Below are 18500 nucleotides of genomic sequence, written 5' to 3'. Positions count from 1 at the left end.
CAACGAACACGCCGAACCTCCCGTTTTTCTTTTCACCCTATGTGATCACCCGTAGCGCTGGCCAACCAGGGTGCTGGCCAGGGGTGATACCCGTCAACTCCTGGACGAGGCGGGCGCCGTGGGAGCACTTACATCGAAGTGCCCCGCTTTGGGAGTGGCCTTCAGGAGCGCGGTGAGGACGCGGGCCTTGACGGGCCCGTGCTCGCCGCTGCCCCAGAAGACGGTGCGCCCCCTGGTCAGCTCCAGAGTGACGGAGTCGTACGAGGTGACGCGCACGACACGAGTGTCCCGGGCGATTTCCGCCGGGAGTTCACCCCGGACGCGCACCGCCTCGCGGAGCAGCCGGTCCGCGCCGAAGCGGCGCAGGCTCGGCGAGGCCGCGCTGTCGAGGACGAGCCGGGGGATGCCGCGGGGCGCGGTGTCCACGGTGGCGAACCGCATTCCGGTTGCGTCCACTTCGACGAACCTCCCGCCCTTCTCGATCAGGAGAACGGGCTTCCGTTCCGTCACCTTCAGCCCGATTCCGTGCGGCCAGGACCGGACGACGTCCACCGACTCGATCCGCGGGAAACCCCTGCGCAGGCGCGCTTCGATGGCCTCGGTGTCCACGGTGACGAGCGGGGCGCCCATCGGGACGGCCGCGGCGGCCTCGATCTCCCGCGGGGTCAGGACCGAGGTTCCGGAAGTCTTCACACGTTCCACACGGAACCAGTTCGAGCCGTAGAGCGCCCAGAGACCGCCGGCCGCGAGCAGCAGGACCGCGAGGGCGAGGAGGAGCACCCGGGCGCCGGGTGCCCGGAACCTGCGGTTCCGGGCACCCTCGCGGGACGGACCGTCCGACGAGCCCCTCGACGACCTCTTCGACTCGCTCGCGCCGTTCTTCTCCGCGGTCGTCGGTCCGGCTGCCACGGTGCGTCTCCTGCCCTCAGCCGCCGCGCTACGCCTGTCGGCGCGCGGCGATCGCCTCGTACACCATGCCGACGAGCAGGTCGTCGGCGTCCCGGCGGCCGAACTCGGCGGCGGCGCGGGACATCTCGTACAACCGGTGCGGATCGGCCAGTACGGGCAGGACGTTGCCCTGCACCCACTGCGGCGACAGCTCCGCGTCGTCGACGAGGAGTCCGCCGCCGGCCTTGACCACCGGCTGGGCGTTGAGCCGCTGTTCGCCGTTGCCGATCGGCAGCGGTACGTACGCGGCGGGCAGCCCGACGGCGGAGAGCTCGGCGACGGTCATGGCGCCCGCGCGGCAGAGCATCATGTCGGCCGCGGCGTACGCGAGATCCATCCGGTCCACGTACGGTACCGGCACGTAGGGCGGCATTCCGGGCATGTTGTCGACGCGCGGCATTTCGTTCTTCGGGCCGACCGCGTGCAGGATCTGGATGCCGGAGCGCTGGAGCACCGGGGCGATCTGCTGGATCACCTCGTTGAGCCGCCGGGCGCCCTGGGAGCCGCCCGAGACGAGGAGCGTCGGCAGGTTGGGGTCCAGCCCGAACGCGGCGCGCGCCTCGGGGCGCACCCGCGCCCGGTCGAGGGTCGCGATGGTGTGCCGCAGCGGAATGCCGATGTAGCGGGCGTTGCGGAGCTTGCTGTCCGGGGTGGCGACGGCGACCCCGGCCGCGTACCGCGAACCGATCTTGTTGGCCAGGCCGGGCCGGGCGTTGGCCTCGTGGACCACGATCGGCACCCCGAGGCGCTTGGCCGCCAGATAGCCCGGCAGCGCCACGTAGCCGCCGAAGCCGACCACGCAGTCCGCCTTGGTGCGCTCCAGGATCTGCTCGGCCGCCTTGATGGTGCCGCGCAGCCGCCCGGGAACGGTGATCAGCTCGGGGGTGGGCTTGCGGGGCAGCGGTACGGCCGGGATGAGGGCCAACTCGTAGCCCCGCTCGGGCACGAGCCGGGTCTCCAGACCCTTCTCCGTGCCGAGCGCCGTGATTCCCACGCTGGGGTCCTGCCTCCGCAGGGCGTCCGCGAGGGCCAGCGCGGGCTCGATGTGGCCGGCGGTCCCCCCGCCGGCGAGTACGACATGCACCGAAATTCACCGCTCTCCGGACGGGCGCTTCTTGACGCGCCGTCGCATCGACTTCCATCTCACCCCGACCCGCTTGCCCCATCCGGGGCGGCGCATGGCCAGGGCCGCTTTCGCGGCGGGTTCCTGTCGCGCGAAGGCGATGAGGAGCCCGACGGCGAACATGGTCGGCAGCAGGGCCGACCCACCGTAGGAGAACAACGGGAGCGGGACACCGGCGATCGGCAGCAGACCGAGCACCGCACCGATGTTGATCACGGCCTGCGCCGTGATCCAGGTGGTCACGCCTCCCGCGGCGAACCTCACGAAGGGGTCCTCCGTGCCTCCGGCCACGCGGATACCCGCATAGCCTAGAGCCGCGAACAGGGCGAGTACCGACAGCGTCCCCGCGAGACCCAGTTCCTCACCGGTGACCGCGAAGATGAAGTCGGTGTGCGCCTCGGGCAGTTGGCCCCATTTCTCGACGCTCGCACCGAGTCCGGAACCGAACCATCCACCCGACGCCAGAGCATAGATTCCGTGCGCCGCCTGCAGGCAGGGGGCCCCCTCGCCGCCGGGGTCGGAGGCGCCGATGCACTGGAACCGGTCCATGCGGTGCGGGCTCGTCCTGATGAGCAGCGCCCCGAGGGCGCCGGCCACCACGAGCACCCCGACGAAGAGCCGGGTGGGGGCTCCGGCGGTCCACAGCAGCCCGAAGAGGATCGCGGTGAGGATGATCGCGGTGCCCATGTCGCCGCCGAGCATGATGAGCCCCAGCAGCATGAACGCGCCGGGGACCAGCGGCACCAGCATGTGCTTCCACTGCGTCAGCAGCCGCATGTCGTTCTTGCGGGCGAGCAGGTCGGCGCCCCAGAGGATCAGCCCGAGCTTGCCGAACTCGCTGGGCTGGAGCATGAAGGGGCCGCCGAGCGAGATCCAGTTCTGGTTGCCTCCGACGGAGTGCCCTATCCCCGGGATCTGCACGAGCACCATCAGGAAGACCGCGCCGACCAGGATGGGGTAGGCGAGGGCCCGGTGGAGCTTCACCGGCATGCGGGAGGCGATCAGGAGCAGTCCGGTGCCCAGGAGGGCGGCGAAGAACTGCTTCCGGAAGAAGTAGGACGGCACGAGCTCGTAGCGGAGTGCCGTGATCATCGAGGCGGAGTAGACCATCACGAGGCCGAGCGCGGTGATGAGCATGCCCGCGCCGATGATCACGTAGTAGGCCGTCAGAGGCCGGTCCCAGGCCCTCCGCGCCCGCTCGTGGAGCCGTCGCAGCCCCCCGCCGCGGGGGCGCGCCGGGGATGCCGCGGCCCGCCCCCCGCCGCGTACGGCGGAGGGCCCGCGTGTCCCTGCGATCTTGCTCGGCATGGTCGCTGCCCCCTCCGGTCGTGCCCGGTCCCGCCGGACCCTGCCACGGGTCGGGTCAGGCGTCCCCGGTGGCGGCGAGGGCGCGTACCGCGTCCGCGAAGGCCTCGCCGCGCTTGTTGTAGTTGGTGAACATGTCCATCGAGGCACAGGCCGGGGCGAGGAGCACCGTGTCCCCCGCGCGGGCGAGCCGGGTCGCCTCGCGGACCGCCTCGGACATCGCCCCAGTGTCGGTCCGGTCGAGGTCCACCACCGGTACCTCCGGGGCGTGTCGCGCCAGGGCTTCGCGGATCAGGGCGCGGTCGGCGCCGATCAGCACGGCGCCGCGGAGGCTCTTGGCCGACTTCTGGACGAGCTCGTCGAACGTCGCGCCCTTGGCGAGGCCGCCGGCGATCCAGACGATCGGGTCGTAGGCGGCCAACGAGGCCTCGGCGGCGTGGGTGTTGGTGGCCTTGGAGTCGTCGACGTACGCGATCCCCCCGACCTCCTCCACCAGTTCGATGCGGTGCGGGTCGGGCCGGAAGGCCTTCAGGCCGTCCCGTACGGCCTTGGCGTCGACGCCGAAGGCGCGGGCCAGGGCCGCGGCGGCCAGGGCGTTGGCGATGTTGTGCGGGGCCGGCGGCTGGACGTCGGCGACCTCGGCGAGCTCCTGGGCGTTCTTCTGCCGGTTCTCGACGAAGGCCCGGTCGACGAGGATTCCCTCGACGACGCCGAGTTCGGACGGCCCGGGGGTGCCGAGGGTGAAGCCGATGGCGCGGCAGCCCTCCTCGACGTCGGCCTCGCGGACCAGGTCCTCGGTCGCCTTGTCGGCGACGTTGTAGACGCAGGCGACCTGGTTGCCCTCGTAGATCCGGCCCTTGTCGGCGGCGTACGCCTCCATCGAGCCGTGCCAGTCGAGGTGGTCGGGCGCCAGGTTGAGCACGGCGCCCGAGTGGACGCGGACGGACGGCGCCCAGTGGAGCTGGTAGCTGGAGAGTTCGACGGCGAGCACGTCGTACTGCTCGTCGCCGAGGACGGCGTCGAGGAGCGAGACGCCGATGTTGCCGACGGCTGCGGTCCGCAGGCCGGCCGCCTCCAGGATCGAGGCGAGCATCCGCACGGTCGTGGTCTTGCCGTTGGTGCCGGTGACCGCGAGCCAGGGGGCCGCTCCGGGGCCGCGGAGGCGCCAGGCGAGCTCGACGTCGCCCCAGATCTCCACGCCCGCCTCGGCGGCCGCGGCGAAGAGGGGCTTGTCGGGCCGCCAGCCCGGGGTGGTGACGATCAGCTCGGTGCCGGACGGCAGGGTGGCCCCGTCGCCGAGGCGGACGGTGATGCCCTCCGCCCCGAGTTCCGCGGCCTGGGCCCGCGAGCGCTCGTCGTCGCCGTCGTTGACGACGGTCACGAGCGCGCCGAGGCCGTGCAGGACCCGGGCGGCCGGGATGCCGGAGACGCCGAGTCCCGCGACGGTGACCTTCTTGCCGTGCCAGTCGAGCTGTTCCGTCACTTGTCCGCTGCCCATCCCGCGTAGAAGAGGCCCAGGCCCACGATCACGCACATGCCCTGGATGATCCAGAACCGGACGACGACCAGGACTTCGGACCAGCCCTTGAGTTCGAAGTGGTGCTGGAGTGGCGCCATCCGGAAGACGCGCTTGCCGGTCATCTTGAACGAGCCGACCTGGATGACCACGGACATCGTGATCAGGACGAACAGGCCGCCGAGCAGGGCCAGCAGGAGCTCCGTACGGGAGCAGATGGCGAGACCGGCGAGGGCGCCGCCGAGGGCGAGCGAGCCGGTGTCGCCCATGAAGATCTTGGCGGGCGAGGTGTTCCACCAGAGGAAGCCGAAGCAGGCTCCCATGAGCGCGGAGGCGACGACGGCGAGGTCGAGCGGGTCGCGCACCTCGAAGCAGGCGTTGGGGTTGGTGAGGGTCATGGCGTTCGCACAGGACTCCTGGAACTGCCAGAGCCCGATGAAGGTGTACGCGCCGAAGACCATCACCGAGGCGCCGGTGGCCAGGCCGTCCAGACCGTCCGTCAGGTTCACGCCGTTGGACATGGCCAGGATCATGAAGAGCGCCCAGACCACGAACAGCACCGGGCCGATGGTCCAGCCGAAGTCCGTGATGAAGGAGAGCTTCTCGGAGGCGGGGGTGAGCCCGCGCGAGTCGGAGAACTGGAGCGCGAGCACCGCGAAGGCGATGCCCACGATCAGCTGTCCGGCCATCTTCGCCTTGGCCCGCAGACCGAGCGACCGCTGCTTGACGATCTTGATGTAGTCGTCGAGGAAGCCGACGAGGCCCATGCCGGCCATCAGGAACAGCACGAGGACGCCCGAGTACGTCGGGTCCTCGCCGGTGATGACCTTGGCGAGGGCGTACGCGATGAGCGTGGCCAGGATGAAGGAGATGCCGCCCATGGTGGGCGTGCCCTTCTTCCCGGCGTGGCCGCGGGGGCCGTCGTCGCGGATGAACTGCCCGTATCCCTTGCGGGCGAGCAGCTTGATCAGCAGCGGGGTGCCGATCAGGGTCAGGAAGAGCCCGATGGCCCCCGCGAAGAGGATCTGCCTCATCGGACGGCGACCTCGCCCTCGGTGTCGAGGAGCGCCAGGGCGACCTGTTCGAGGCCGACCGACCTGGACGCCTTCACGAGGACGACATCCCCCGGACGCAGCTCACTGCGCAATAGATCGACAGCCGCCTGCGCGTCGGACACGTGCACCGACTCCTCACCCCACGAACCCTCGTTATATGCGCCCAGTTGCAGCCAGGACGCTTCCCTGTCCCCGACCGCGACGAGCTTGCTGACGTTGAGCCGGACGGCGAGCCGTCCGACCGCGTCGTGCTCGACGAGCGATGCGTCACCGAGCTCGGCCATCTTGCCGAGCACCGCCCACGTACGAGCCCCTCGGGCCTGTGCGGCCCTGCCCATGGCCGCGAGCGCGCGCAGGGCGGCTCGCATGGACTCGGGGTTCGCGTTGTAGGCGTCGTTGACGATCGTCACGCCGTCCGGACGCTCGGTGACCTCCATGCGCCAGCGCGACAGGGTGCCGGCCTCGGAGAGCGCGGTGGCGATCTCCTCGACAGGCATGCCCAGCTCGTGCGCGACGGCGGCCGCTGCGAGCGCGTTCGACACGTGGTGCTCACCGTACAGGCGCAAGGTCACGTCGCTGCACCCGGTGGGTGTGTGAAGCCTGAAAGAAGGCTGTCCGGACGCTGTGAGGTGGACGTTCTCGGCACGTACGGCCGCTTCGTCCGCTTCGCCGAAGAGGGTCACCCGGGCCTTGGTGCGGCTCGCCATCGCGCGGACGAGGGGGTCGTCGGCGTTGAGGACCGCCACTCCCCCCTCGGCCTCGGTGGGGAGCGACTCGACCATCTCGCCCTTCGCCAGGGCGATCTGCTCCCGGCCGCCGAACTCGCCGATGTGGGCGGAGCCCACGTTGAGGACGAGGCCGATGCGGGGCGGGGTGAGGGTGGTGAGGTAGCGGATGTGGCCGATGCCGCGGGCGCCCATCTCCAGGACCAGGTGCCGGGTCTCGTCGGTCGCGGTGAGCGCCGTGAGGGGCAGGCCGATCTCGTTGTTGAGCGATCCGGGGGTCCACACGGTGGGCGCGTGCCGTTCGAGGACCTGGGCGATCAGGTCCTTGGTGGAGGTCTTGCCCGCCGATCCGGTGAGGGCGACGACGTCGGTGCCGAGGCGTTCGACGACGGCGCGGGCGAGGGCCCCGAGGGCGGTCTGGACGTCGTCCACGACGATCGCGGGCACGCCGACGGGGCGGGCGGCGAGCACGGCCGTGGCACCCGCCGCGACGGCGCGTTCCGCGTAGTCGTGTCCGTCGACGTGCTCACCGGCGAAGGCCGCGAAGAGGCTGCCGGCCCGCACCTCGCGGGAGTCGATGACGACGGGCCCGGTGATCCGGGCGTCCGGATCCGGTATGTCGTGCGCCTGCCCGCCGACGATTTCGGCGATCTCGGCGAGGGAGAGGGCGATCACTGCTTCATCCCTGACTGTTCTGGTGGCTTGCTGTTCCGCTCGGCGCGGAACCCCGGGTGTGCGAGCGGTCGGCGATGGCCTCGCGCAGGACCTGGCGGTCGTCGAAGGGGCGTACGACCCCGGCGATCTCCTGGCCCTGCTCGTGGCCCTTGCCCGCGACGAGGACGGTGTCGCCCGGCTGTGCGCGGGCGACGGCGGCAGCGACGGCCGCGGCGCGGTCGGCGAGGACGAGCACGTCGCCGCGGTCCTCCGCGGGCACCTCGGCGGCGCCCGCGAGCATGGCGGCGAGGATCTTGAGCGGATCCTCGGAGCGGGGGTTGTCGGAGGTCAGGACGGCGGTGTCGGCGAGACGGGCGGCGGCGGCGCCCATCGGGCCGCGCTTGGTGGTGTCCCGGTCTCCGCCGCAGCCGATGACCACGTGCAGCCGGCCCTCGGTGACCTCGCGCAGGGAGCGCAGGACCGATTCGACGGCGTCCGTCTTGTGCGCGTAGTCGACGACGGCGAGGTACGGCTGGCCCGCGTCCACCCGCTCCAGCCGGCCCGGTACGCCGGGGACGGCGGCGACGCCCTCGGCGGCCCGCTTGGGGTCGATGCCGGCGGCGGCGAGGGTGGCGATGGCGGCCAGGGTGTTGGCGACGTTGAACGGTCCGGGCAGCGGGGCCGTGGCCGAGATCCGCTCCCCCGCGGGTCCGACGGCGGTGAACGTCGAGTCGTGCGAGCCGAGGACGAGGTCCTCGGCGCGCCAGTCGGCGCCGGCGCGGCCCTCGGCGGAGAAGGTGACGACCGGGACGGTCGCCTCGTCGACGAGCCTGCGGCCGTAGGCGTCGTCGAGGTTGACCACGCCCAGGCGGCTGCGCGCGGGCGTGAACAGCCCGGCCTTCGCCTGGAAGTAGTCCTCCATGTCGGAGTGGAACTCCATGTGCTCCGGGCTGAGGTTGTTGAAGACGGCGACGTCGAAGACGCAGCCGTCGACCCGGCCGAGCACGAGGGCGTGGCTGGAGACCTCCATGGCGACCGCGTCGACGCCGCGCTCGCGCATGACCGCGAAGAGCGCCTGCAGGTCGGTGGCCTCCGGGGTGGTGCGCTCCGACTTGATGCGCTCGTCGCCGATCCGCATCTCGACGGTGCCGACGAGCCCGGTGTGGTGACCGGAGCCGCGCAGTCCGCCCTCGACGAGGTAGGCGGTGGTGGTCTTGCCGGAGGTGCCGGTGATGCCGATCTGGAGGAGGTCGGCGCCGGGCCGTCCGTAGATCTCGGCGGCGAGTTCGCCCATCCGGCCCCGCGGGTCGTCGACGACCAGCACCGGCAGGCCGGTGGCGGCGGCGCGCTCGGCGCCCGTCGGGTCGGTGAGGATCGCGGCGGCGCCGAGTCCGGCGGCCTGGGCGACGTAGTCCGCGCCGTGGGCGCGGGCGCCGGGCAGGGCCGCGTAGACGTCGCCCGGCCGCACGGCACGGGAGTCGTGGGTGATCCCGGAGATCTCGGCGGTTCCGGGGGCGTCGACCCCCAGCTGCGCGGCCAGGTCGCCCAGGGGTGTCGGGCGGGCCTGCTCCGGCCGGGGCGGGGCGGTTCGGTACTGATCAGCGTGTGGCACGGCGGTGAGCGTACCGGGCGCACCCTGCGGGGGGCCAAAAGAGCCCGGGGCCTCGCCGGAGTTCGATTTCCGGTTCCCGGAATGGGGGGTGATCGTTGTCACTGGTGCTCCCGGAGTGTCACGGGGTGGGTTCGAAGGTGACCGGCAGTCGGGCGGGGTCGCTGCCCGTGGGGGCGACCCGGAGGGTCTTGAGGGCGAACTCCATGACCTTCTTGTAGATGGGGCCGCAGATCTGGCCGCCGAAGTAGCTGCCCTTGGTGGGGTTCTGGATAGCGCAGTAGACGGTGACCTGGGGGGCGTCGGCGGGGGCGAAGCCCGCGAAGGAGGCGGTGTAGCCCTTGTAGCGGCCGAGTTCGGGGTCGACGCGGTTGGCGGTGCCGGTCTTGCCGGCGACGCGGTAGCCGGGGATGGCGGCCCGGGTGCCGGTGCCCTCCCGGTCGTCGACGACGGACTCCAGCATCTGGGCCAGGGTCTTGGCGGTCCGCTCGCTGACGACGCGGGTCTCCCCGGGCTTGTCCGCCGGGGTGAAGCGCCCGTCGGGTCCCTTGGTGCCGCGGACCAGGGTGGGCTCGACGCGCACGCCTCCGTTGGCGATGGTCGAGTACACGGAGGCGGCCTGCATGGCGTTCACGGAGAGGCCCTGGCCGAAGGGGATCGTGTACTGCTGCGAGGTGGACCAGTCCTGCGGCTTGGCCAGGATGCCGGCGGTCTCGCCGGGGTAGTCCAGGCCGGTGGGGCTGCCGATGCCGAACCTGCGCAGGTAGGTGTGGAGGACCTTGTTCGACTCGGCCTGGGTGGCGCCGAGCTGGCCGGTGGCCAGGATGGTGCCGATGTTGCTGGACTTGGCGAGGACGCCGTTGAGCGTCAGGTACCAGGTGGGGTGGTCGATGTCGTCCTTGAAGAGCCGGTCGCCGCGGTGGAGCCGGTTGGGGACGGTGACGTGGGTGCCGGGGGCCGCCTTGCCCTCCTCCAGGACGGCGGCCATGGACATGACCTTGCTGGTGGAGCCGGGCTCGTAGGCGTCCTGGAGGGCCGCGTTGCCCATGGCGGCGGCGTTGGCGGCGGAGAGGTCGTTGGGGTCGAAGCCGGGGGCGTTGGCCATGGCGAGGACCTCGCCGGTCTTCGTGTCCTGCACGACGACGTAGCCCCGGTCGGCCTTGGACTTCGCCACCTGCTCGGTGATGGCCTGCTGGGCGGCCCACTGGATGTCCCGGTCGATCGTCAGCTCGATGTCGGAGCCGGGGACGGCGGGAGTGCCCTGGGAGCCCGCGGTGGGCACCTGGCGGCCGCCGGACTGGGTGAAGCGGATCTTGCCGTCCTTGCCGGCGAGTTCGGGGTCCAGCATGGACTCCACGCCCCCGGCGCCCCTGCCCTCGGCGTTGACGTACCCCAGTATCCCGGCGGCGAGCTCGCCGTTCGGGTACACGCGCTTCGTGCTGGGCTCGCTGAGGATGCCGCCGAGGAGGTTGACGCCGGTGCCGCCGGCGGAGGGCTGGGCCTTCTGGCCGTAGACGCGCCGCAGGTCCTTGATCTGGTTCCAGACCTGCGGGGTCTGCTTGCGGGCCAGGAGGGTGTACCGGGACTTGGGGGTGCGGAGCTTCTTCGCGATCTCCGCGGGCTCCTTGCCCAGGAGCGGGGCGAGGAGCGCGGCGGCCTGCTCGGGGGCGTCGGGGACCTTGGCGACCTCGGGCGTGAAGAGCTGGGGGTCGGCGGTGATGTCGTACGCGTCGACGCTGGCGGCGAGCGCGATGCCGTTGCGGTCGGTGATCTCGCCCCGCTCGGCGGAGAGCGTGTACTCCTGGAAGCGGTACTTGTCGGCCTTGGCCGCGTACGCGCTGGCGTCGACGGCCTGGACCTGGAGCAGCCGCACCACGAACGCCGTCATGACCAGCGTCAGGCCGAGCGAGACCAGTCGCAGCCGGGGCCGGGGGCTGCCCAGCCGGATGGTCCGCGGCCGGCGGGCCGGCGGCCGGGGCGCCGTCCGCTTCGCGGCGGGGCGCGGGGCGGGCCGGGAGGTGCGGGCCCCGGCGGAGGCGGGCCGGGGGCGCGCGGGCCGGGCGGGTCCGGGGACGCGGCGGCGCGGGGGCTCCTTGGGGGGCACTGTGCGGGTCACCTGCCGGAGGTCGTCGGGGTGGGTGGCGCTGCGGGCGCGCCCGCGGGCGCGGACTGCGCGGGGGTGGCCGCCGGCACCGTCCGCGCCGGGTCGGGACCGGCCGGGTTCACGGCGGCGGGGGCCTGGGTCGGCTTGCGGACCGGTGTCGGGGTGGGCTTGGGCGCGGCGGCCCGCGAGGGCTCGCCGAGCACCTTGCCGTCCGGGCCCAGGAAGGCGGGGCTGCCGCCGGGGACCATGCCGAGCTCGCGGGCCCGCCGCTCCAGGGCGTCGGGCGCGGCGTAGTCGTCGACGTCGCGCTGGAGCGCCTGCTCCTCGTCGGTGAGCTCGGTGGTCCGGTCCTTGAGCTCGTTGAGCTGGAAGGACCCCTGGTTGAGGGCGGAGTTCAGCAGGAGCAGGCTGATCAGGCCGCCGCCGAGGAGGACGACGACCAGCAGGACGAAGGGGGTGCGGGCGGCCGAGCTCGGCCCCGACGGCATGAGCCGTCCGAGCCGCGCGGCCCGTCCTTTGAGCGGCCCCTTCGCCGTGCTCACAGGACGTCTTCCCGGATCCGCTCGGCGCCCCGGAGCCGGGCCGGGGCGGCGCGCCGGTTCTCGGCGACCTCCTCCTCGGTGGGCAGCTCGGCGCCGCGGGTGAGGAGCTTCAGTCGGGGCTGGTACTTCTCGGGGACGACCGGCAGGCCGGGCGGTGCGGTGGTGGCCGCGCCGGCCGCGAAGACCTGCTTGACGATCCGGTCCTCCAGCGACTGGTAGGAGAGGACGACGACCCGGCCGCCGACGCCGATCGCCTTCACGGCCGCCGGGACGGCCTTCTCGACGCTGTCGAGCTCGCGGTTGACCTCGATGCGCAGGGCCTGGAAGGTGCGCTTGGCCGGGTTGCCGCCGGTGCGCTTGGCGGCCTGCGGCAGGGAGTCGCGGATGAGGTCGACGAGCCGGGCGCTGTTGCCGAACGGCTCCTTCTCGCGCTCGCGGACGATCGCCGAGACGATCCGCTTGGCCTGCTTCTCCTCGCCGTAGGCGCGGAGGATGCGGACGAGTTCGCCGGGCGCGTAGGTGTTGAGGACCTCGGCGGCGCTGATGCCGGTCGTCTGGTCCATGCGCATGTCGAGCGGGGCGTCCTGCGCGTAGGCGAAGCCCCGGTCGGCCTCGTCCAGCTGCATGGAGGAGACGCCCAGGTCGAAGAGGACGCCGTCGACGGAGGGGAGGCCGAGCCGGTCGAGGACCTCGGGCAGCTCGTCGTACACGGCGTGCACGAGGGTGGCGCGGTCCCCGTACGGGGCGAGCCGCTCGCCGGAGAGCCGCAGGGCCTCCTTGTCCCGGTCGAGGGCGACGAGCCGCACCTCGGGGAACTGCTGCAGGAGTGCCTCGCTGTGGCCGCCGAGTCCCAGGGTGCAGTCGACGACGACCGCGCCGGGGCGCCGCAGGGCGGGGGCCAACATGTCCAGGCACCGCTGGAGCATGACCGGGACGTGTCGGTCGTTGCTCAATGCGCCCTCTCAGATCCGGCGCGGAGGTACGGGCGAGCGGGTAAGGAGGCCGAGCCGTAGGTACCGCCGCACACACGGGGGGAGAAACCGCGGAAGTCGCTCGTTGTCTCCGTGAACTCCGCGTCACTTTAGTCCACGGGACCCGCCGGTCAATCAACCGGCTGGCGCGTCGCACGGCACCGGGGAGCCGGCGGACGTCCCGGACGGCTCGCCCGTCCGGGGCCGGGTCTCCCGGGCCTGTGGACTGGCTCACAGCGGTACCCGATGGGGCCCTTTGTCCGTTCTCACCGCGGGAGCGGGCGGCCGGTGCCCCTTACCGTCGGTGCCATGTCGACCTCCGCGCACCCCTCCGCCGGCGCCCCGGCCGCCGGCCCCACCGTCACCGACCGGCTCGTCGCGGCCAACGAGCGGTACGCCGCGTCGTTCGGCGATCCCGGGAGGGACGCGCGTCCCGCGCTGGGCGTCGCCGTCGTCGCCTGCATGGACGCCCGCCTCGACCTGCACGCGGCGCTGGGCCTCGAACTCGGCGACTGCCACACCGTCCGCAACGCGGGCGGGGTCGTCACGGACGACGTGATCCGGTCGCTCACCATCAGCCAGCGGGCCCTCGGCACCCGCAGTGTGGTGCTGATCCACCACACCGGCTGCGGCCTGGAGTCCCTCACCGAGGAGTTCCGGCACGAGCTGGAGATGGAGGTCGGCCAGCGCCCGGCCTGGGCCGTCGAGGCCTTCCGCGACGTCGACCAGGACGTACGCCAGTCCATGCGGCGGGTGCGGACCTCCCCGTTCCTCCTCCACACCGACGACGTCCGCGGCTTCGTCTTCGACGTGACCACCGGCCTCCTGCGGGAGATCGACCCCGCTCCCGGCCCGGCCGCCGACCCGGCGTAAACACCCAAAGACCGGCATTTCCCTCGCACTTGTCCGCACGCAAGTGACACGACCCGGCCATGCGAACAAGAATGCTCGGGTACGACACCCTCCGCAGATCCCACGGGGGCAGGTGTCCGTGTTCCGGAAGGCCGAGGAGGGCCGGGTGACCACCTATGACGATCGAGCGAGCCTCACTGATCTGACCACCACCGCGGAGCGGGTGCGCAGATCGGTGGAGGGTGTGATCGAGGGCAAGCCCGAGGTCGTACGGCTTTCGCTGACCGTGCTGCTCGCCGAGGGGCACCTCCTCATCGAGGACGTCCCCGGCGTCGGCAAGACGATGCTCGCCAAGACGCTGGCGCGGTCCATCGACTGCTCGGTGCGCCGCATCCAGTTCACCCCCGACCTGCTGCCCTCGGACGTCACGGGCGTGTCGATCTTCGACCAGCAGCGCCGCGAGTTCGAGTTCAAGCCGGGCGCGATCTTCGCGCAGATCGTGATCGGCGACGAGATCAACCGCGCCTCGCCGAAGACCCAGTCCGCGCTCCTGGAGTCGATGGAGGAGCGCCAGGTCACCGTCGACGGGCAGACCTACGAGCTGCCCAGCCCGTTCATGGTGGTCGCGACGCAGAACCCGGTCGAGATGGAGGGCACCTACCCGCTGCCCGAGGCACAGCGCGACCGCTTCATGGCCAAGGTCTCCATCGGCTACCCGAGCGCCGAGGCCGAGCTCCAGATGCTCGACGTGCACGGCTCGGTCTCCCCGCTGGACGACCTCCAGCCGGTCGCCCACGCCCACGACATCCTCAAGCTGATCGAAGCGGTCCGCGCGGTCCACGTCGCCGACGCCGTGCGCCGGTACGCGGTCGACATCGTCGCCGCCACCCGCACCCACACCGACCTGCGGCTCGGCGCCTCGCCGCGCGCCACGCTGCACCTGCTGCGGGCCGCGAAGGCCTCCGCCGCGCTCAGCGGCCGCGAGTACGTCCTGCCCGACGACCTCCAGGCCCTCGCCGCGCCCGTCCTCGCCCACCGCCTGCTGCCGACGGCGCAGGCCCAGCTGAACCGCCGCACCGCCGAGCAGGTCGTCCAGGACATCCTGCAGCGCACCCCCGTCCCGGCCGCGGCCCCGCCCGCCGGACCGCACTACGGCCAGCAGCCCGGCGCCCGGCGGCTGTGATGACCACCGCTGCCGCGCCGGACGGTCAGCGGGGCGACGAGGACGACCGGGGCGGTCTGCGGGCCGCCCTCGGCGGCCTCACCACCCGGGGCCGCTCCTTCCTCGCCGCCGGAGTGGCGGCCGCCGCCTGCGCGTACGTCCTCGGCCAGGCCGACCTGCTGCGCGTCGGGCTGCTGCTCGCCACGCTGCCGCTGATCTGCGTCCTCGTGCTGCACCGCACCCGCTACCGGGTCGCGGCCTCCCGCCGGCTGACGCCGCAGCGGGTGGAGGCGGGCTCCGAGGCCCGGGTCCAGCTGCGGATGGAGAACGTCTCGAAGCTCCCCACCGGGCTGCTGATGCTCCAGGACCACGTGCCGTACATGCTGGGCCCCCGCCCGCGCTTCGTCCTCGACCGGGTCGAGGCCGGCGGCCGGCGCGAGGTGTCCTACCGGGTCCGCTCCGACCTGCGCGGCCGCTTCCCGCTGGGGCCGCTCCAGCTGCGGCTCAACGACCCCTTCGGGATGTGCGAGCTGACCCGTTCCTTCAGCGCGTACGACACCCTCACCGTCATCCCGAGGACCGAGGCGCTGCCCCCGGTGAAGCTCGTCGGCGAGGCCTCGGGGTACGGCGACGGTCATCAGCGCTCGCTCGCCCTCGCCGGCGACGACGACATCATCCCGCGCGCCTACCGGCACGGCGACGACCTGCGCCGGGTGCACTGGCGCTCCACCGCGCGCTACGGCGAGCTGATGGTCCGTCGCGAGGAGCAGCCGCAGCGGGCCCGCTGCACCGTCCTCCTCGACACCCGCCGGATCGCCTACCAGGGTTCCGGACCCGACTCGGCGTTCGAGTGGGCGGTCTCCGGCGCCGCCTCCGCCCTCGTCCACATGCTGGAGCGCGGCTACGCGGTCCGGCTCGTCACCGACACGGGCACCTCGGTGGCCGGCGAGGGTTCCGAGGGCTTCGCCGGAGCGGCCGACTCCGCCGAGTCCGCCGGTCTGATGCTGGACACCCTCGCGGTCGTCGACCACTCCGAGGGCGGCGGCCTGTCCCGCGCCTCCGACCTGCTGCGCGGCGGCGACGAGGGACTGCTCGTCGCCTTCGTCGGCGACCTCGACGAGGAGCAGGCGGCCCTCACCGCCCGGATGCGCCACCGCGCGGGCGCGGCCGTCGCCTTCGTCCTGGACTCCGGGACGTGGCTGACCGGCGGCGCCGTCGCCGGGGCCGTCGAGGACCGGGTGCGGAAGCTGCGCGAGGCGGGCTGGACGGCGCTGGTCGTCCCGCCCGGGGCCAAGCTGGCGGACCTGTGGCAGCAGGCGGCCGGCGTCCGCGCCGAGTCCGCCGCGGCCGACACCTACGGAGGATGGTCATGAGCGGGCGCGCACGGCTGACCCTGGCCGCCTGGGCGGCCACCCTGATGGCGGCCGGGGCGCTGCTGCCGCTGGTCAAGCCGGCCACCTGGATCTTCACGGCCGCGTTCGTCCTCGCCCTGGTGAGCGGGGTGGGCACGCTGGCCCGGCGGGCGCCGCTGGCCCGCCCGCTGACGCTGCTCGCGCAACTCGTCGTCGCGCTCCTGGCGCTGACCGCGATCTTCGCCCGCGAACAGGCGGTCCTGCTGTTCCTGCCGGGGCCGCAGGCCCTCACGCACGCCGCCGACCTGTTCGCGGCGGGCGCCGACGACGTCGGCCGGTACGCGATCCCCGCGCCGGACACCGAGGGCATCCGGCTCATGCTGGTCGGCGGCGTGGTCGCCATCGGCCTGATGGTCGACACCCTCGCGGTCACCTTCCGGAAGGCGGCCCCCGCCGGGCTCCCCCTGCTCGCCCTGTACTCGGTGGCCGCCGGTCTCTCCGGCGGCGGGGCCGGCTGGCTCTGGTTCCTCCTCGCGGCCTCCGGCTATCTGCTGCTCCTCCTCGCCGAGGGCCGCGACCGGCTCTCGCAGTGGGGCCGGGTCTTCGGCGGCGCCCAGCGCTCCGGCCGGCCCGGTTCCGCCGTCGCCGCCGGCGGCCCCACCTTCGCCCCGGCCCGCACCGGGCGCCGGATCGGCGCCGTGGCCATGGGCGTCGCCCTGGTCGTCCCCTTCGCGCTGCCCGGTTTCACCGGCGGCCTCATCGGCGGCGGCGCCGGCGAGGGCACCGGCGGCGAGGGCCGGGGCGGCACCATCTCGGCCGTGAACCCGCTGGTCTCCCTCCAGGACAACCTGCGCCAGCAGGAGGACCGGGAGGTGCTGCGCTACCGGACCAACGCCCGCGACACCTCCGGCCTGTATCTGCGGCTCGTCGCGCTCGACCAGTTCGACGGCACCTCGTGGAAGTCCTCGGTCCGCCCGATCGAGGCCGTCCCCCGGCAGCTCCCCTGGCCGGAGGGGCTCTCCCGGAGCGTCCGGATCACCGAGGTCACCAGCAACTTCGTGGCCTCCGAGGGGTACGAGCAGAAGTGGCTGCCGATGCCGTACCCGGCGGGCCGCGTCGACATCGACGGCCGCTGGCGGTACGAGCCGGCCGGCCGGATGCTCGTCGGCGACGACAAGCAGACCACCCGCGGCGCCCGCTACACCGTGTCCAGCCTGGAGGTCCAGCCGACGTCCGAGCAGCTGGCCGCCGCCGGGGACGCCCCGGAGCGGCTGCGCCGCGAGTACACCCGGGTCCCGGCCTCGCTGCCCGCCGACGTGAAGGCGACCGCGCTCAGGATCACCTCCGGCGCGCGGAACGACTACGAGCAGGCGGTGAGGCTCCAGGACTGGTTCGCCCGGGACGGCGGCTTCCGCTACGACGTGGACGTCGAGTCCGGCACCGGTGTGCAGGCGATCTCCCGCTTCCTGAAGGACAAGGAGGGCTTCTGCGTCCACTTCTCCTTCTCGATGGCGGCGATGGCCCGCTCCCTGGGCATCCCGGCACGCGTGGCCGTGGGCTTCATGCCGGGAACGACGCAGACCGACGGCTCGGTCTCGGTCGGCATCCGGGACGCGCACGCGTGGCCCGAGCTGTACTTCGAGGGTGCGGGCTGGACGCGGTTCGAGCCGACCCCCTCCCGGGGCTCCACCCCCTCGTACACGCAGGAGAGCACGCCCTCGGGTACGGCCACCGGCCCCGCCCAGCCGCAGCAGAGCGCCTCGGCGCAGCCGTCCGCAGCGCCGAGCGCCTCGGAGAGCTGCACGCCGCAGGAGCGCCGGCTCGGCGACTGCGGTCCGGAGGAGGCCGTGGCGGGCGCGGAGTCGTCCGGCGGGGGCCCGGACCCCCTGGCGGTGGCGCTGACCGTCGTCGGCGTCCTGGCGGTCCTCACCGTCCCCCTGCTGCCGCTGCTGTGGCGGCGGCGGGTACGGGCCCGCCGGCTCGCCCCCGCCGGGGCGGGCGGGGCGCGCGGCCCCGGGGAGACGGCGGCGCGGACCCTCGCGGTCTGGGAGGAGATCGTCGACACGGCCTGGGACCACGGGGTCGAGCCGGACGAGTCGCAGACGCCGCGGCGGACGGCCGCCCGGATCGTCGACCGGGGCGGACTGCCCGACGAGGCGGCGGAGGCGGTGCACCGGGTGGCGGGGGCGGTGGAGGAGGCGCTGTACGCGCCGGACCCGCGGCCGGTGTCCGGGCTCGCGGAGGAGGCGGCCCGGATCCGGGCCGGCTTCCACGCGGCGGCGGACCGCAGGAACCGGCTGCTCGCCCTGCTGGCGCCGCGGTCCGCGGCGCGGGTGCGGTGGGCCGCGGCGGCGTGGTGGTCGGAGACGACGACGAGATGGTCGGCGCGACGCGCAACCCTCCGAACCCGCCTCCGCCACCCCCGCACGTCGCCCTGACGTCGTGGTGCGGCCCGCGGTACCCGCGGGCCGCACCACACACGGCGCTCGCCTCCCCACCCGGAGCCCGGCGGCACGACGAAGCCCCGCGGGTTCCGTGGTGTACGGAATCCTCGGGGCTCGTCTCAAGGCTCGTTGCGCGGG

General features: G+C 73.2%; 14 protein-coding genes. 4 read left to right on the top strand and 10 right to left on the bottom strand.

Annotation, left to right across the window (positions count from 1 at the left end):
* Window positions 1-93: 93 nt before the first annotated feature.
* From ACY0MR_RS26685 to rsmH, 10 genes are read right to left on the bottom strand one after another with little or no spacing between them, the layout of a single operon-like run.
* Window positions 94-909 carry a cell division protein FtsQ/DivIB gene (locus tag ACY0MR_RS26685; protein ID WP_404079950.1) on the bottom strand — a complete coding sequence of 272 codons (816 nt, stop codon included), beginning with the start codon at window positions 907-909 and terminating at the stop codon, window positions 94-96.
* 28 nt (window positions 910-937) lie between these two features.
* Window positions 938-2032, bottom strand: coding sequence for an undecaprenyldiphospho-muramoylpentapeptide beta-N-acetylglucosaminyltransferase (gene murG, locus ACY0MR_RS26680; protein ID WP_030314515.1), 1095 nt, complete (start codon window positions 2030-2032; stop codon window positions 938-940).
* 6 nt (window positions 2033-2038) lie between these two features.
* The gene (gene ftsW, locus ACY0MR_RS26675) at window positions 2039-3379 is read right to left on the bottom strand and encodes a putative lipid II flippase FtsW (RefSeq protein WP_361853940.1); all 1341 of its coding nucleotides are present in this window, start codon (window positions 3377-3379) and stop codon (window positions 2039-2041) included.
* Window positions 3380-3434: 55 nt separating this feature from the next.
* The gene (murD, locus tag ACY0MR_RS26670; protein WP_388802250.1) at window positions 3435-4874 is read right to left on the bottom strand and encodes a UDP-N-acetylmuramoyl-L-alanine--D-glutamate ligase; all 1440 of its coding nucleotides are present in this window, start codon (window positions 4872-4874) and stop codon (window positions 3435-3437) included.
* Complete coding sequence (mraY, locus tag ACY0MR_RS26665) at window positions 4856-5926, bottom strand: phospho-N-acetylmuramoyl-pentapeptide-transferase (RefSeq protein WP_361853946.1); 1071 nt, start codon at window positions 5924-5926, stop codon at window positions 4856-4858. The genes murD and mraY overlap by 19 nt, the downstream gene beginning before the upstream one ends.
* Window positions 5923-7347 (bottom strand): UDP-N-acetylmuramoyl-tripeptide--D-alanyl-D-alanine ligase, encoded by a 1425-nt coding sequence (locus ACY0MR_RS26660; protein WP_361853949.1) that lies wholly within the window; start codon window positions 7345-7347, stop codon window positions 5923-5925. The genes mraY and ACY0MR_RS26660 overlap by 4 nt, the downstream gene beginning before the upstream one ends.
* Before the next feature lie 4 nt (window positions 7348-7351).
* On the bottom strand, window positions 7352-9040 hold the full coding sequence (locus ACY0MR_RS26655) for a UDP-N-acetylmuramoyl-L-alanyl-D-glutamate--2,6-diaminopimelate ligase (protein WP_388802243.1): 1689 nt from the start codon (window positions 9038-9040) through the stop codon (window positions 7352-7354).
* Window positions 9041-9056: 16 nt separating this feature from the next.
* Window positions 9057-11039: a peptidoglycan D,D-transpeptidase FtsI family protein gene (locus tag ACY0MR_RS26650; protein WP_388802803.1), complete on the bottom strand. Its 1983-nt coding sequence runs from the start codon at window positions 11037-11039 to the stop codon at window positions 9057-9059.
* 8 nt (window positions 11040-11047) lie between these two features.
* Entirely contained in the window at window positions 11048-11581 is a 534-nt protein-coding gene (gene ftsL, locus ACY0MR_RS26645; protein ID WP_388802240.1) for a cell division protein FtsL, read from the bottom strand.
* Window positions 11578-12534, bottom strand: a complete 957-nt coding sequence (gene rsmH / locus ACY0MR_RS26640; RefSeq protein WP_361860821.1) for a 16S rRNA (cytosine(1402)-N(4))-methyltransferase RsmH — start codon at window positions 12532-12534, stop codon at window positions 11578-11580. The genes ftsL and rsmH overlap by 4 nt, the downstream gene beginning before the upstream one ends.
* Window positions 12535-12861: 327 nt before the next feature.
* Here rsmH and ACY0MR_RS26635 point away from each other — a divergent pair, with 327 nt between their 5' ends.
* The 4 genes from ACY0MR_RS26635 to ACY0MR_RS26620 all read left to right on the top strand — a co-directional run bounded on the left by ACY0MR_RS26635 (window position 12862) and on the right by ACY0MR_RS26620 (window position 18356).
* Window positions 12862-13425: a beta-class carbonic anhydrase gene (locus tag ACY0MR_RS26635; RefSeq protein ID WP_361860819.1), complete on the top strand. Its 564-nt coding sequence runs from the start codon at window positions 12862-12864 to the stop codon at window positions 13423-13425.
* A 145-nt stretch (window positions 13426-13570) separates the two neighbouring features.
* Entirely contained in the window at window positions 13571-14587 is a 1017-nt protein-coding gene (locus ACY0MR_RS26630; RefSeq protein ID WP_404079955.1) for an AAA family ATPase, read from the top strand.
* Entirely contained in the window at window positions 14587-15939 is a 1353-nt protein-coding gene (locus ACY0MR_RS26625; protein ID WP_392863067.1) for a DUF58 domain-containing protein, read from the top strand. Before ACY0MR_RS26630 ends, ACY0MR_RS26625 begins: the two co-directional genes overlap by 1 nt.
* Window positions 15936-18356: a transglutaminase TgpA family protein gene (locus ACY0MR_RS26620; protein WP_473555797.1), complete on the top strand. Its 2421-nt coding sequence runs from the start codon at window positions 15936-15938 to the stop codon at window positions 18354-18356. Before ACY0MR_RS26625 ends, ACY0MR_RS26620 begins: the two co-directional genes overlap by 4 nt.
* Window positions 18357-18500: the final 144 nt, after the last annotated feature.

It is taken from the genome of Streptomyces sp. JN8, from assembly GCF_055808075.1.
The sequence above is the reverse complement of the archived record's forward strand: the minus strand, read 5'-3'. Positions and strand labels throughout refer to the sequence as shown.